General features: G+C 49.8%; 11 protein-coding genes. 8 read left to right on the forward strand and 3 right to left on the reverse strand.

The genetic code is table 11. The features are described from left to right. The first annotated feature begins 207 nt into the window (after window positions 1-207). From WH46_RS06390 to WH46_RS06420, 6 genes are all read left to right on the forward strand, one after another. A complete protein-coding gene (locus tag WH46_RS06390) occupies window positions 208-720 on the forward strand; it encodes a GNAT family N-acetyltransferase (protein ID WP_046226151.1) in 513 nt (170 codons plus the stop codon). Continuing rightward, entirely contained in the window at window positions 713-1,228 is a 516-nt protein-coding gene (locus tag WH46_RS06395; RefSeq protein WP_046226152.1) for a phage tail protein, read from the forward strand. Before WH46_RS06390 ends, WH46_RS06395 begins: the two co-directional genes overlap by 8 nt. Window positions 1,229-1,270: 42 nt before the next feature. After that, window positions 1,271-1,777 carry a phage tail protein gene (locus WH46_RS06400; protein WP_046226153.1) on the forward strand — a complete coding sequence of 169 codons (507 nt, stop codon included), beginning with the start codon at window positions 1,271-1,273 and terminating at the stop codon, window positions 1,775-1,777. 19 nt (window positions 1,778-1,796) lie between these two features. Then, window positions 1,797-2,339, forward strand: a complete 543-nt coding sequence (locus WH46_RS06405; RefSeq protein WP_046226154.1) for a phage tail protein — start codon at window positions 1,797-1,799, stop codon at window positions 2,337-2,339. 47 nt (window positions 2,340-2,386) lie between these two features. Then, entirely contained in the window at window positions 2,387-6,523 is a 4,137-nt protein-coding gene (locus tag WH46_RS23780) for an S-layer homology domain-containing protein (RefSeq protein WP_052714141.1), read from the forward strand. Window positions 6,524-6,745: 222 nt separating this feature from the next. Further along, on the forward strand, window positions 6,746-7,459 hold the full coding sequence (locus tag WH46_RS06420) for an ArsR/SmtB family transcription factor (protein ID WP_046226155.1): 714 nt from the start codon (window positions 6,746-6,748) through the stop codon (window positions 7,457-7,459). On the opposite strand, the gene WH46_RS06425 is transcribed toward WH46_RS06420, so the two are convergent. After that, window positions 7,404-8,294, reverse strand: coding sequence for a DMT family transporter (locus WH46_RS06425; protein WP_046226156.1), 891 nt, complete (start codon window positions 8,292-8,294; stop codon window positions 7,404-7,406). The genes WH46_RS06420 and WH46_RS06425 overlap by 56 nt on opposite strands. 356 nt (window positions 8,295-8,650) lie before the next feature. Between WH46_RS06425 and WH46_RS06430 the strand changes: the two genes are divergently transcribed. Further along, window positions 8,651-11,860: an alpha-mannosidase gene (locus tag WH46_RS06430; RefSeq protein ID WP_046226157.1), complete on the forward strand. Its 3,210-nt coding sequence runs from the start codon at window positions 8,651-8,653 to the stop codon at window positions 11,858-11,860. Window positions 11,861-12,198: 338 nt separating this feature from the next. Further along, the gene (locus WH46_RS06435; RefSeq protein WP_017814570.1) at window positions 12,199-13,158 is read left to right on the forward strand and encodes a polysaccharide deacetylase family protein; all 960 of its coding nucleotides are present in this window, start codon (window positions 12,199-12,201) and stop codon (window positions 13,156-13,158) included. A 217-nt stretch (window positions 13,159-13,375) separates the two neighbouring features. Here WH46_RS06435 and WH46_RS06440 read toward each other — a convergent pair whose 3' ends face one another. Beyond that, the gene (locus tag WH46_RS06440; protein ID WP_046226158.1) at window positions 13,376-14,023 is read right to left on the reverse strand and encodes an S-layer homology domain-containing protein; all 648 of its coding nucleotides are present in this window, start codon (window positions 14,021-14,023) and stop codon (window positions 13,376-13,378) included. A gap of 142 nt (window positions 14,024-14,165) precedes the next feature. Continuing rightward, on the reverse strand, window positions 14,166-16,325 hold the full coding sequence (locus tag WH46_RS06445; protein ID WP_046226159.1) for a S8 family serine peptidase: 2,160 nt from the start codon (window positions 16,323-16,325) through the stop codon (window positions 14,166-14,168). Between the last annotated feature and the right edge of the window lie 31 nt (window positions 16,326-16,356).

A 16,356-nucleotide genomic window follows, 5' to 3' on the forward strand; every position in this document is an offset into this window, starting at 1 on the left:
GCCCTCCTTTATTGGGGATTGAGAATCTGTATCGATTTTCAGTTGGACCACAGTAATGTTCGCATAATCAGTACTTGTAATGATTTGAAGATTCATTTCATCTTAAATTCGTTAATTCCTTATATATTCTTATATATAAGTATATTTTTATTTTTAAAGGAATATAATGGGATTATACTTCACTTTAGGAAAGGAGGCTTGTATTTCGTGCTTTCTTCCACACCGACAATTGTGCAGGTTACTGCTGCCGATCGTGATTTTCTGTTTGATGTCTACATGGATACACGACTATCGGAAGTGGCCTCATGGGGCTGGACACCAGAACAGCTGCACTCTTTTTTACATATGCAGTTCGTTATGCAGCAGAGCTATCTGGATAACCGGTATCCACAGCTGGATCGGCGGTTAATTAACTCGGATCAGACAGCAATTGGCCAGATGACCATCTTTCATGGAGAAAATGAACTTCGTCTGGTAGATCTTGCTGTTCTGTCCCGTTATCGCAACCAGGGAGCAGGCACATTTATCCTGCAGGAACTTCAGCGACAGGCTGCTGCCTATGCGATTCCTATTCGTCTGCAGGTACGTCTCGATAATCCGAGAGCCCAGCGACTATATCAGCGACTGGGCTGGCATGAAATCTCCTTGGAGGAGCTTCATATGGAAATGGAATGGTCTGTTTTTCAATCCAGCAACGGAGGTGTCCGAAGTAATGAGTGATTGTTATCTGGGCGAGATACGCATGTTCACTGGTAATTATGCGCCGCAAGGATGGGCATTATGCAATGGACAACTGTTAGCGATCGCAAGTAATCAGGCGCTATTTTCTTTGATCGGTGTCAGTTACGGAGGAGACGGTATCACTACCTTCGCTCTGCCTGATCTTCGCGGACGTGTCCCTCTTCATAATTCCACTGTGCCCAACAATACCTTTCCGCTTGGTTCCCGTGCAGGCAGTGAAACTGTAAATCTGACCACAGCCCAAATGCCTGCTCATTCCCATACTGTACAGGCATTATCTACTCCGGCTACCCAATCATCTCCGGATGCCAATGCTCTCTGGGCCCAAACGGCTATGTACTCGGATGGCACCGGTACCGGTCTTGCTCCCATGAATCCGGCAGCCATTTCAACAGCCGGTGCTGCGCAACCGCATAATAATATGATGCCTTCCCTTCCGCTTACTTTTATGATTGCACTGGTCGGTATTTTCCCCTCACGTTCCTGATATTCTCTTTTCGAATTGTTTTATATCCAAGGAGGTCATTATATGGCTGATCCGTTTATAGGAGAAATCAAGCTGTTTGCCATCAATTTTACACCATCCGGCTGGCTGGCCTGTGATGGACAGGTACTGCCAATCAATACGAATACAGCTTTGTTTGCTGTTATTGGTACTACTTTTGGAGGAGACGGCCGAACCAACTTTCAGCTTCCCGATTTAAGAGGACGTGTCGCTCTGCATCCGAATTCATCTATTCCTTCTGGAACGTCCCAGGGCGAAGCTGCTCATACATTAACATTGTCCGAACTGCCACAGCATACACATAGTGCTATGACTTCTACCGCTACAGCCAATCAGACCAAACCAGCCAATCAGTTATGGGCTAAAGGGCAGCCGCTGATGTATGCACCTGTCGGAAACTTGACGCCTACCGCCATGAATCCCGGTACACTGACACCGACAGGCGGTAATACTGCGCACAGTAATATACAACCCTACCAGACTGTTCAATTCTGCATAGCTGTACAGGGAACTTTCCCTATGCGGCCATAATCAGGGAGGTTATCTATTCATGGCAGACGCGTATCTAGGCGAAATTCGATTATTTGCAGGCAGCTATGCTCCACTAAATTGGCTGTTTTGTAACGGCCAATCCCTGCCGATCGCCCAATATGAGGCCTTGTATTCCATTATGGGCAATACGTATGGAGGAGATGCCCAGAACTTCAATCTGCCCAATCTGGCAGGCTCTATACCAATCGGTCAGGGTGCAGGACCCGGTCTGACACCACGCAATTTAGGAAAGGCAGCAGGAAGTGCTACAGTCAATCTGACTGCCAATCAGCTGCCTGCCCATACACATAGCGTGATGGCCCAGGATTCCAGCCAGGGATTGAACGATCCGGCCAACCATTATTGGGCAACACTGACTTCGGGCCGACCCCCTGCCCCCAAATCGCTGTATACAAATAATGTTTCTACTTTACAGCCACTCCACAATACTGCTCTGCTTCCGACAGGCAGACCATCAGCTGCCCATAATAATATGCAGCCGTATGTTGCGATTTACTATATCATCTGCGTAGAACAAGGAGAATATCCGGTTAGACCCTAACCATTCGACACCTGTTACCAATCGACCGAGGACGGAGGAACTCTAGAATGAATAAGCAGTACCACAACATCAAGTTTCAATCTGTACGCGCTTCCAAATGGCCTGTAATGCTCATGCTGGCTGTTATGATTTTGTTTAATTTTGCTCCTTATGCTGCCTATGCCCAGACAGGTACGGCTGATGGGACCTATGATTTCAGTGGACTGGGAGCGACGGATTCCGGAGGCACCGGTTTTCAGAAGATAGCTGACAAATTTGTCGTCAGCAACGGGATGAAGGCTTCGCTGCCTCCGAAAGGAAACATTGAAACCTCTTTTTTTACCGATAATCAGCAAGACGAAAATACAAGTGGTTCGATTACGCTCAAAGCCGAAGGTGGAAACGTAAACAAAAACTTTACTTTCCAAGATCTAGGTTTAAGTATTTTTGAAGGAGTTGCTTCTGGGGATAATACGCTGAGCAACTTGCAGGTCGTGCTCAAAAATTCGACGGGCAATACTATCGCTACCCTTGGTGGCAGTGGTACTTATACGATGACCATAGGCAATAATGTTCGTATTTACCAATTGTCGGAGCTGCTGGGTCATTCCGGCTCCTACTCGTATGCCAATGTCGCTTCGATGGATATTACATGGACATTTAGCTCCGGAATCGCTCCGTCCAATCTGAATTTTGACAATATTACGATAGCCAACATTACCGGGGTAACCAATGCACAGGCACCGGTGATTACTTCTCAGCCTGCCGGTGTTACGACTACCGTCGGCAGTGCGGCTAACCTGTCGGTAGCTGCAACAGCCAGCGGGACGCTCAGCTACCAGTGGTACAGCAATACTACCAACAGTACAACCGGCGGCACATTGATCACCGGTGCAACAAGTAGCAGTTATTCCGCACCGACCGGTACAGCCGGAACCACCTATTATTATGTGATCGTGACCAATACCGATAATTCGGTAAATGGTACGAAGACCGCTTCCGTTACCAGTCAAACAGCTGCGGTCACAGTCAATACGGTCACCAATGCTTCACCACCCACAATTACAACACAGCCAGCGGATCAAACCGCCAATGTCGGTGGAAATGCCACTCTGTCCGTAGCCGCTACAGCCAGCGGCACCCTAAGTTATCAGTGGTACCGCAATACTACCAATAGTACAACCGGCGGCACATTGATCACTGGTGCAACAAGCAGCAGTTATTCTGCACCGACTGGTACAGCCGGAACCACCTATTATTATGTCATCGTGACCAATACGGATAATTCGGTAAATGGTACCAAAACAGCGACAACTACCAGCCAGACGGCAAAAGTCACTATAAACACAGTCACCAATGCTTCACCGCCAACGATCACTGCACAGCCGGTTGATCAGACTGTGACGATCGGATCTGCTGCGAGTGTATCCGTTACTGCAACAGCCAGCGGTACACTTAGCTACCAATGGTATCGCAACACTACCAACAGTAATACCGGGGGCACCCTGATCAGTAGTGCGACCAGCAGCACCTATAATGTACCGACTGCTACCGCTGGTTCGTTTTACTATTATGTAATAGTGACGAATACCGACAACTCGGTAAATGGCAGTACAACTGCTTCTACAATAAGCCAGGTTGCGCATATCACTGTGAACGCTGTTACCAATGCTTCGCCACCGGTTATTACTTCCCAGCCGGTCAGCCAGAATGTATATGTCGATGAGACTGCTATCCTGTCAGCTACGGCTACAGGCAGCGGCACGCTCAGTTATCAATGGTATAGTCAATTAGCGCTCAGTAATACAGGGGGTACTCCAATCAGCGGGGCTGTCAACAGCTCTTACGCTGCACCTACCAGCAATGCCGGAACCACCTATTATTACGTTGTGATTACCAACACTGACAATAGTGTAAATGGAACCCGGACAGCGACAATAGCAAGTCAACCGGTTCAGGTAACGGTAAAAGCTCGTACTAATGCGGAAGCTCCGCTGATTACGTCTCAGCCTTCCAACCGTACAGTAAATATTGGAGAGACTGCCGAATTGGCTATAGCTGCTACAGCCAGCGGTACTCTCAGCTATCAGTGGTACAGCAGTGCATCCAACAGCACGATTGGCAGTATGCCGATCGTCAGTGCGACCAGTGCCACCTATAATGCGCCAACCGCTACGATCGGCACTGTCTATTATTATGTTATTGTCACCAATACGGATAATACCCTTTCAGGCAACAAGACAGCTTCAACAACCAGTCAGATTGTTTCTGTTACCGTTAATACACTGAATAATGCACAACCACCTGTTATTACAGCAGAACCGGTAGATCGGATAAACAATACAGGCAGTCCGGTTACTCTCTCGGTAACAGCTACTGCCAGTGGTACGTTAAGCTACCAGTGGTATGAGAATACGAGCGGTAGCCTTGCCGGCGCCCGTGTGATTCCTACTGCCACTTCGTCTACCTATACGTTGACCACTGCTACAGCAGGCACGATGTACTACTATGTGGTTGTCACCAATACAGACAGCAGCATGAATGGCAGCCAGACGGCCAGTATCAACAGTCGCATAGCTAGTGTTGTCGTAACAGCTCCATTCACGTACAAAGTAACGTATAACGGCAATGGCAGCACATCGGGTACAACTCCGACAGATGCCAATATCTATCGGCAGGGAGATACCGTAACAATCGCTGCTAATACAGGCAATCTGTCACTGAGCAAGCATAGCTTCAATGGCTGGAATACGCAGCCGGATGGCTCCGGTACAACTTACCAACCAGGTCAGACCCTGCAAATCGAAGATCAGAATCTGATCCTCTACGCTATCTGGCAAAAAGATCGGGATGATAACAATTCCGGCGGCGGATCAGGCGGTGGTTCCGGTGGAGGAACGTTACCTTCGACACCTTCCAACCCGACGTCTCCCGATTCATCCGCGCCTGTAAGTTCCGGTGCAGATATTCTGGTTAACGGCAAAGTCGAACGTGCCGGTACAGTTACCGAGTCGCAAATCAATGGACAGTCTGCTGCAACCATTACTATTGATCAGCAGCGGCTTACCGAGCGGCTGGAAGCCGAAGGGAATGGCGCAATCGTTACTCTTCCAGTGACTTCAGGAGCCGATATTATTATCGGGGAACTGAATGGACAAATGGTTCGCCAGATGGAGCAGCAGCAGGCTACACTGGAAATCGTCACCAATCGCGCGACGTATACACTGCCAGCGAGCCAGATCAATATCGCTTCTATTTCTTCACAGCTGGGCAGCAGTACGAGTCTGGAGGATATCAAAGTCCGTATTCGTATCGCTGTACCTGATGCGGGAACACTGTCAGTTATGAATCAGGCAGCGTCTGCCCAATCCTTTAGCCTGGTGACACCACCTGTCAATCTGGATATTCAGGCCAGCCATAACGGACAAACTGTAGACGTTAGTCGTTTTAATGCTTATGTAGAGCGTTCTGTTATTCTGCCGCAGGGTGTAGACCCGAATCGCATTACAACAGGGATTGTCGTAGAAGCGGACGGTACAACGCGTCATGTGCCTACCAAAGTAGAACAGCGGAATAACCAGTATCATGTAGTCATCAATAGTCTGACCAACAGTACCTATGCCGTGATCTGGCATCCGATTACATTTGATGATGTAAATCAGTCCTGGGCTGTGAATGCCGTCAACAATATGGGTTCCCGCATGGTAATCGAAGGATTTCAAGATGGTTCCTTCAAGCCGCGGCAGGATATTACCCGTGCTGAATTTGCAGCTATTATCGTCAAAGGTCTCGGACTGAAAGAAGATACCAGCAGCCGAACGTTCAGCGATGTGAAATCATCCGACTGGTTCAGCGGTGCTGTACAAACAGCAGCCTCTTATGGACTGATTCAAGGGTACGCAAACGGTACTTTCAAGCCGCAGGATAAAATCACCCGTGAACAGGCTATGGTCATTCTTGCGCAGGCGATGAAGCTAAGCGGGCTGCAGGATAAACTTGGCGGTGTCAATACCGCTTCCGTTTTAAACAGCTTCAAGGATAAAACCAATCTTTCTGCCTGGGCGCAGCAAGCCGCTGCCTCCAATCTGCAAGCTGGACTTGTACAGGGACGCAGTTCGCAGATGCTGGCACCCAAAATGAATGTAACCCGTGCAGAGGTTGCCCTGATGATACAGAATTTGCTGCAAAAATCCGATTTGATCTAAATGATCTGAATAGATTCTAACCAAATAGCCAGCCGTAAATTGTACCCTGGAAATACAGGTGCGATTTGCGGCTGGCTGTTTGTTATTTTCTGAAATTATGGTTCCGATTACGAATGATGATATAGATATTGAAGCCGAAGTCAGTAGTTGCGGTTCCTCTATAGCCCCTGTAAAATACATTTCGATACATATCGAAGTATGAAATACATAAGGAGGACAACTATGAGTATTAACCACGATATTGCGACTGTCGCTTCCCTGCTTGGAGAAAGTTCACGTGCTGCCATGCTGACAGGTCTGCTGGATGGCAGATTTCATACTGCAGGTGAGCTGGCCTATATGGCCTCGGTCACTGCGCAGACCGCCAGCTTCCATCTGTCCAAGCTTGTCCAGGGCGGCTGGATTATCGCCGAACGCCATGGACGTTACCGCTATTATCAGCTAGCCAGCCGCGAGGTAGCTCAGACACTGGAGACACTGCTCACGATCTCGCCTCCTCCGCAGGTACGTTCACTGCGCCAGTCTACCGAAATGAAATCGCTGCGTGAAGCCCGCACCTGCTACGATCATCTGGCTGGGCAGCTCGGTGTCGATCTGACCGAAGCGATGACACGTCGTGGCTATCTGCTGCAGGCGAATGGTGAATTTACAGTGACTGCAGACGGCGAAGTGTTTTTCGCAGGGTTGGGTCTGAATCTACAGCTGATGCGCCGCAAGCGTCGTGCTTTTGCCCATGCCTGTCTGGATTGGAGCGAACGCAGACATCATCTGGGCGGCGCACTCGGTCATGAACTGGTGACTCTGTTCCTGCAAAAGGAATGGATTGCACGTGTTCCTTCGATCCGTGCGGTCAAAGTTACCGACGAAGGACGTTCTGCCTTCAGGCAGCATTTTGATCTGGACTGGCTTTCTGTTTCGACTGAAACTGGCGATTAACCAGATAAATTCCGGCAATAATACACAGACCTCCACTGATCAGCGAAGGATACAACTGCTCTCCCAGCAGCAGCCAGCCAGTAAGTACCCCGAAAAAGGGCGCCAGGAACAAAAAGGCGCTCGTTCTCGCCGGGTCTCCTTTTTGCAGTACATAATACCAGCCGGCAAACTGCACGATTGAAGACAGCAGACTCAGCCATAGCAGGATAGTCACCGACTCCCCGTTCCAATGGAAAAAGGGCTGCTCCAGCAGCACACTTGCGATCAGCAGCAGAATACCGCCAAATAGCATCTGATACGCAGACAATACCCATGTATCAAGGCCATTTCCCCACTTTTTGACGAGCAAGGTAGCCGTCGCCCAGAAAACTGCCGAGCATAATCCAAAGATCACTCCCGCTTTCCATTCCAGCTGTGCACCAAGCGTAATGGCTACACCGGTCACTCCCAACAGTACACCCAGCCATTGATACCAGCGATAACGCATTCCAGCGAATACCGTCCCCAGCACCACAACCAATAGTGGATTGGTAAAGGTCAGAATCGACGATTCACTCGCCGTAATCGTACGCAGACTGATAAAGATACAGCCCATTACTCCAGCAGTCTGCAGGGCACCGATTAGCAGTATTTTCATCCAGTCGGCTGTTCGCGCCGGATGAGGACGCCGCAGCGCGCCGACGATAACTGCCATAATGATTCCGGCCAGCGCAAAGCGTAGTCCTGCCAACAACAGTGGTGAAGCATATACCAGCCCCATTTTCCCAATAGCAAACGATGACCCCATCAGAAATGTCGTCAGCAGAATCAGCGGCATAAATTTAAGCATGTTCATTTTTTTGTTCTCCTTTGTTGGCTGCACAGCATAGGATTCCTGTGGTATGTACTTACCTCATCCTCGTGTATCTGATGCACCTGTGTATGATTGAGCAGTTATCTGCCTGATTCAGTATATACGCTGGTTATTTCAGTCATCATCGAAGTATGGAATACATGTTGATTTTGCAGTGACTACCGATTGATCTACAGGTCTTTGCCCTGCTTGCTGGTAGCCAGACCGCCCTATGATAAAGCCAAATATGTCAGATATGCGGCTTTACTGGCCCTGCCTCATAGGCTACATATTGTCATCTGTCTGCGGATATGTGACCATTCCCTCATATCATACCTACTTCCAGAGGAGTGAACCCTATGTTTTTGACCGAGCAAAAGCTGAAGTCCCGATTACAGGAACTGAGTATGTATCGTTATCGTGAAGCCATTCCCGTGCCTTCTTTTCAGGCTAGAGAAGATAGTGGAGAAGAGATTCATCCTGCGGCTCCGCAGCCGGATGACAGCTGGAATACGATGGAGCTGGGCGAATACTGGAGTGGGCGCGACCGCTTCCTGTGGCTCGCTGCCGAAGCAGAGATTCCGGAGAGCTGGCAGGGACGTACCCTGCTGGGACGTTTTCATTTTGGTCTGACCGGTGGCGGTACCAATTCAGGCTTTGAATCACTGCTGTATTTGAATGGACAGCCTTATCAGGGAGTCGACTCCAACCATATCGAAGTATTCCTGCCCGAAGACGCCGCCGGACGTACCCATCAGCTGACGTTCCGCCTATGGTCCGGTCTGGAGGGCGGCGGACACCCCAAGGTACAGCGTCATGAACTGCGAACCGCCGAGATCTGCTGGCTGGATGAGCCGTCTGATAATCTGTATTACACAGGAATGGCTGCGCTGGAGACGGTGGAAGTGCTGGAGGAACATTCTTCCGAACGTGCGGATCTGCTGCGTGCAGTGGATCGTGCTTTTCGCCAGATTGACTGGTCGGAGCCGGGAACACCTCCTTTCTACGACAGTGTGCAGCAGGCCGAGCAGCTGCTGACCACCATGCTGGAGGCAATCGGCAAGCACAGCTCCGTACAATTGACAGCTGTTGGCCATACCCATATTGATGTGGCATGGCTATGGCGATTGAAGCATACCCGGCAAAAGGCTATCCGCTCTTTCTCAACTGTGATGCGGCTGATGGAGCGCTTCCCGGAATATGTCTTTTTGCAGACCCAGCCGCAGCTGTATGACTATGTCAAACAGGACGCGCCGGAGCTGTATGAACAAATCAAAGCCAAAATTGCCGAAGGACGCTGGGAAGCTGGCGGAGCCATGTGGCTCGAAGCTGACTGCAATCTGATCAGCGGCGAATCCCTGACTCGGCAGCTACTGATGGGTACCCGATTTTACAAAGAGGAATTTGGCGTGGAGTCGGATTATCTGTGGCTGCCGGATGTATTTGGGTACAGCTGGGCACTGCCGCAGATTCTGCGCAAATCCGGTATTCATACTTTTATGACGACCAAGATCAGCTGGAACCAGTACAACCGGATGCCTCATGATACATTCCGCTGGCGCGGGATTGACGGCTCCGAGGTACTTACCCACTTTATTACAACTACCGAGCCGTGGTCACAGCCGGGCTCGTGGTTCTATACGTACAATGGACAACTCGTACCGAAGACAGTCAAAGGCAGCTGGGAGGCTTACCGGGACAAGGAAATGAACCGTGAGCTGCTCGTCTCCTACGGGTATGGCGATGGCGGTGGCGGCGTGAACCGCACGATGCTGGAGATGCGCCGGCGGCTGGACCGGATTCCTGGCCTGCCTCATGTCCGCACAGGAACAGCCGGTGATTACTTCCGCCGCCTGCAGCAGACCGTCGCCGAGACAGACAGCTATGTGCATACATGGGATGGCGAGCTGTATCTGGAATATCACCGGGGTACCTATACGAGTCAGGCATATAACAAACGGATGAATCGCAAGCTGGAGCTGCTGTACCGGGATGCTGAATGGATCAGCGCCTGGCAAAGTGCCCGTTCGGGAGAATGGTCCGATTATCCACAGCAGCAACTGAATGAAGGCTGGAAAATTATCCTGCGCAACCAATTCCATGATATTATCCCTGGCTCCTCGATCCGCGAGGTATACGAAGACAGCCGGATTGAATATGAGCAGTCCTGGCAGATCGGCAGCCGAGTCTGGGAGCAGGGCAGCCAGCAACTGGCAGCGGCAGGGAACGAGATTTCCTCTGTTAGCGGGGCATCCTATACAGTCTGGAACTCTTCTCCATGGGCGCGTACAGAGATCATTACGCTTCCGGTACAATCGGAGCAGCGAACCGGCCTGTGGAAAGATGCTACCGGACAGGAGCTAACCGCTGTACAGCAGCAGGATCAATGGATCATCCGGGTAGAGAATGTACCGGCTCTGGGCTGTACGACGATTACTCTGGATGCTTCGGATCATTCGATTAAGCCCATTGTTGAAGAACGGTCGTTAACTGATAGTATCGCAGCGCCTTCCGCACAGCCGCTGATCGTAGAAGATTACCGGGCAACCACGCCTTTTTATGAACTGGAATGGAATAATGCAGGACAGCTGACCCGTCTGTATGACCGGCAGGCTGAGCGTGAAGTGCTGGCACCCGGAGCCAGAGCGAATGTACTCCAGCTGTTCGAAGATAAGCCGCTGAATTTTGATGCATGGGATATCGATATCTTTTATCAGGAGAAAATGAAAGAGATCACGACGCTGGTCCGTACCGAAGTGATCGAATGCAGTCTGCTGCGTGCAATTGTTCATTTTGAATGGCAGGTCGGTCAATCGACGATTACCCAGCAGATGGTGCTGTATGCAGATGATCGCCGAATCGACTTTGTCACTCAGGCGGACTGGCATGAGCGCCAGCAGCTATTGAAAGTAGCCTTCCCGGTGCATATCCGCGCTACGGAAGCCACTTATGATATCCAGTATGGCAACGTCAAGCGTCCTACCCACTGGAATACCAGCTGGGACAGCGCCCGCTTCGAATCGGTCGGTCACCAGTGGGCAGACCTGTCGGATCGTGGCTATGGCGTCAGTCTATTAAATGACTGCAAATATGGTTACGACATTAAGGATAATATTATGCGATTGTCGTTGATCAAATGTCCGATTCATCCCGATACCGAAGCCGACCAAGGATATCACGCATTCACTTATTCCCTGCTGCCTCATCAGGGAGACTGGTTGCAAGGCAATACCGTACCTGCCGCATGGGCATTGAACAATCCACTGCGCTATACAGAAGGTCATATGGATCACGGTGGCGCCTCCATGTTCACCCTGTCCGGTCATACTGCCATGATCTCTGCAATCAAAAAAGCCGAAGATCATAATCATGTTATTCTGCGTGTGCATGACTTTTCCGGCAGTCGTCAGACGCTTACACTGGACAGTACACTACCTGTCACCGGCTACCGCGAATGCAATCTGATGGAACAGCCGGAGCAGGAGTTCCAGCATGAAGTTCCGATCCGCTTTGTACTAGAACCCTATGAGATCAAGACATTCGAAATACAGCTGCAGCCGGAGCTTTGACCCGCTTACTGTACGCTGCCAAGCACATGAAAATCTATCTATAAATCACTATGCAGTACCACTTCGTTGGAGTGGTACTGTCTTTTTTTGCGCATTTTCGATTTATTCCTCAGCCCTTGCCAGTACTGGGATACGGCGGATTATCGGAAATTCAACCTTCTACTTGTTACCATTCTTCCTGTACGCTGTAACTTTTCTCCTGTTTTTTTCGGCTAAGATGGAAAATGGATGTCAAAAGATTGGAAGAATTCTCTTGATTCGCAGCTTCCATCATCCGATGAACATCATAGTGCTGATATTCAGCTCATATCATAACCGAAGGAGATTTATTGATACGTATGCGTAAGCCCTGGAAAAAGTACTCCATCGCCTTACTGGCGGTATTGCTCGTCGTTTATGTTCTCGGGGTGAATTTCCCGCATTCTTCCGTTTTGGCGCATAAAATCTGCAGTTCCTGGGTAGCCGCCAAAAACGAGGTGTTTTATTACGAACACTACAATCAGCTGGATGACCACAATGTGGCACTGGCTGCCGACTATGTCGTTCCACAGGGAACCGCAGACAAGGTCCCTGTACTGATGTACCACTATATCGTGCCGCAAAAGTACAATACCGAACCAAACAACAATTCCATTATCAACCTGGAATCGTTTGAACAGGATATGAAGTATCTGCATGATCACAATTACCATACCGCCACTCTGCAGCAACTGGAGCAGTACGTGAACGAACAGATCACCCTGCCGGAAAATACAGTCGTGATCAGCTTTGATGACGGGTATCAGAACAATATTATCTATGCCTACCCGATCATGAAAAAGTATGGCTTCCATGCTACCATGTTCGTGGTGGGTTCCAAAATTCAGGAAAAAACGCAGAAGTTCAACCCTTCGCGTACCAGCTATGTATCCCGCGCAGAGATGAAAGCCAGCGAAGATGTATTTGAATACAATAGCCATACCTATGATCTGCATTACAAAGCTCCACTGCACTGCGGAGATGATTACGCCGCCGGCATGGACCCGGATAAATTTATGGCAGATGATCATATTATGCGTGATCAGGTCGGTATCAATACCCCTTACTTTGCTTATCCATTCGGCGATTTCCGGATGCAGATGATCTATGCGCTCAAGCAGTCCGGCTATCGGATGGCCTTTACGGTGCATCAGGGCTTTGTTCGTCCGGGAGATGATATGCTTAAGCTCAAGCGGTTGACCGTTGTATCCAGTACCAATATCGGAGAGCTGCTGCATCTGGAGCATGATCCGGATGGATCGGCACCCGTCGCTTTTTAAAAAGAACAATTCATTTCTACCACATCAATCAAAAAGGACCAGAATGTTGGCATTTGCCGCATCGCTGGTCCTTTTTTTGATTTCATATTGACTATCTTGTATTCAATCTTGCTTCCGTAATAGCATCTCGCCGGATCACATCAGATTAAGAAGGTTTGATCCGTCTTATACATGGAATCCGGCTGGACACGTCCAACCAGATGAGATCCGCCGATTCTTAACGATCGGCAACGGCTGGAAGATCTGCCGGGTCCGAAGCTTCCTCTGGACGATCCAGCAGCCCGCCTGCGCCATAGTCTGTGAAATTCTTGATAAATTGCAGCGCTTCGGCACGAGTCAGTGGCTGGTTGCCTTTGAAGGAAGCGACTGTTGCCTGATTGGCGTCACTCCCATTTGCCAATCCAAATGCCAGCAGATAACGAATTGCATTGTTCCCGCTAAAATTTACGCCGTCTGCCGCCGCAATTAATTCTGCAACTTTGGCACGGGTGATCACCTGACTGCGGGAAGCCGGATCGGTATAGCTTCTCACCGGATAATTCAGTGCTTTGGCACGATTGTAATAAGGGTTGGCCCAGTTGCCCTTGGTACTGGCTGTCACTTCCGGTTCATAGGAGCGAATGAGCATCGTAAGGAATTCCGCTTCAGTCACGGTCTTGCCCGGCTTGAACTGGCCATCCTGATAACCATTGACCAGACCTGTATCGTATCCCCAGCGGATCGTCTCCAGTGCCCAGTACTTCTCGGAAATATCGGAAAATGGAAGACCTGTCGCCGCTTCCGTAGTACGTGGTGTACCTGCACTGAACAGGGACAGCAGCAGACCGGCAACAAGCAGTATTCGGGTAAATGATGTTACTTTCATGGCTGTACACCTTTCTATTCTCAACATCATCATCTGATGTGTAAATGGATGGGATAGGATTGATTCGGATCAGTGCAGCTGATGCACCCGAAGGTACTGCATGATGCACCGATCCGGCATTTATCATAGACAATACGTAGAGTTAACGAGTCGTGAACTGCATCACCAGTGGATTGGTCAAAGCCGTAGATTGATCGGAAGATGCTGAGGCTTTGCCTTTAACGCCTTTTTCGATAATGACGGTATACGTCTGGTTGGGTGCAAATGATCCGTCTGCTGCAGTGATGAAAATCCGGTTGAACTTCACGGACAGATTCACATTGCTGACCACATTGCCGCTACCATCCAGTATGGCAATATTGCCGGCAGTAATCGATGATTTATCGATATATTTGTACGTGGAGCTTTTCAGTGATGCCTGCAGGCTGATGCGTACCGGTACGGAAGGACGCAGATTCGCTTTGGATGGCAGATCCTTGATACCCAGGCTTTGCTTCAGCTGGTTCAGCTGTTTGTTGAATTCTGCGTTGTTCAGATCCTTGGCAGCAAAGCGTGCTTTGATAAAATCTGCTGCTTTACCGGAAGATTTGGCATTATTCAGCTGCTGCTGGGCTTTCTGTACTGGTGTTGAAGGTACAGATGCGGTTGGAGCCGGAGTCTCTGCTTTAGGTGTGGCCGGTCTCGGTATACCGCCACCACCTCCGCCTCCTCCTCCTCCCCCGCCACCAACAGGAATCTGTGCAACCAGATCTGTTGGAGGTGGAGTGGTTACTACCGGTACGGACACGACAGGTGCAGGTGTTGTCTGAGGAACAGGCGCCTGCAGAACGGGTGAAGGTGATACAGGAGCCGGTGTACTTTCCATTGTCGGCATAGCTGCTGTACGTCCGGAGATCGTAACGCCGGAAGACTCGTTACCTTTGATATCCACAGTCTTCATCGTAAAAGTATAACTCGTATCCGCAGTCAGATCGGCTGCTGAATACACATTGCCGGTAACCGATTTGACCCGGTGGTTCTGTGCATCATAGACATTCACTTTGGCAAAATCACTGTCAGCCGGATTCTGCCAGTTAAAGGTCAGATAGTCTGTTCCTTTGGCAGCGAGCTGCAGATTTTTCACTTCGCCCGGTGCTGTTACATCGACCTGCGGCTTGAACGTTACAAATCCATAACCGTACTGGTTATCACGACCGGGTGTTCCCAGATCCACTGCATAATGCTGTAGATCGCTGCGCAGGGAAGCGATCGATTCCGAAGGATGCTCCTGCTTTAGAATAGCCAGCATCGCTGCGACATGCGGCGCAGCCTGAGAGGTTCCATCCATAATGGCATATTGATTATTTAGATAGGTAGAATAGATGCCTACGCCTGGAGCTGCCACTTCCACTTTGGGTCCTGTAGAGGAGAAGCTGCCACGGTTCAGATTGCTATCTACTGCCGCTACAGCAATGACACTGCTATATTGAGCCGGATAATTGACCGTATCCGTACCTGCACCACTGTTGCCTGCAGAAGCGACGACCAGAATGCCGCTATTGTACGCTTGATCCAGCATATTATGCAGCAGCTGGGAATCGTATTCTGTTCCAAGGGACATGTTGATGACGTCCATATGATTTTGGATCGCCCAATCGACGCCTTCCAGAACGTCCTGTAGATTTCCTTTGCCGTCTGGTCCCATTGTCTTGACGGCATAGAGCTGTACGCCAGGAGCCATACCGGTCACCTGTCCATCTCCATTGCGGGCAGCGATAATACCGCCGACATGGGTACCATGACCGTTATCATCTGTGTACGATGTAGTGTAATCCACTGTCGATACACCGCCGGCAATGGTCAGTTCCGGATGGGGCGCGATCCCGGAGTCGATTACTGCCACTTTGATGCCTGCGCCATTGTAGCCTTTGTCCCACTCGATATTAGGCTGTTCCGCCTGGTAATTCCAGTGGGATTGTTCATTTGTATTGATGGCTGACGCCTGGGCGACGACCTGCTCATCGGCAATAGTAAAAGGAACATTGCGTTCCACATAAGCGATATTCGGGTCCTGGACAAGCTCGTTCAGATCCGACGAACTAACCGTAGCGGATACGGCAGGAACGGTAGCAAATTCATGCTGAACTTCTACACTTTGTTCAAGAACCGCTTCCTTGCCCTCCTGGTTTTTGTAGACAACAATGACCTCCTGGTCGGGGCCCGATGCTGTCGTAGCCGACCCTTCCCCATACGCCAGACCTGTAGCAAACGCACAGGAAAGTGTAAGCAGGGAGGCTGTAAATACAGGTATAATCTTTTTCATGGATGCTCGTCTCCCTCTGGTCAGACAATAT

Origin of the sequence: Paenibacillus dauci, assembly GCF_000971985.1 — a bacterium.
GTDB classification, from domain to species: domain Bacteria; phylum Bacillota; class Bacilli; order Paenibacillales; family Paenibacillaceae; genus Saccharibacillus; species Saccharibacillus dauci.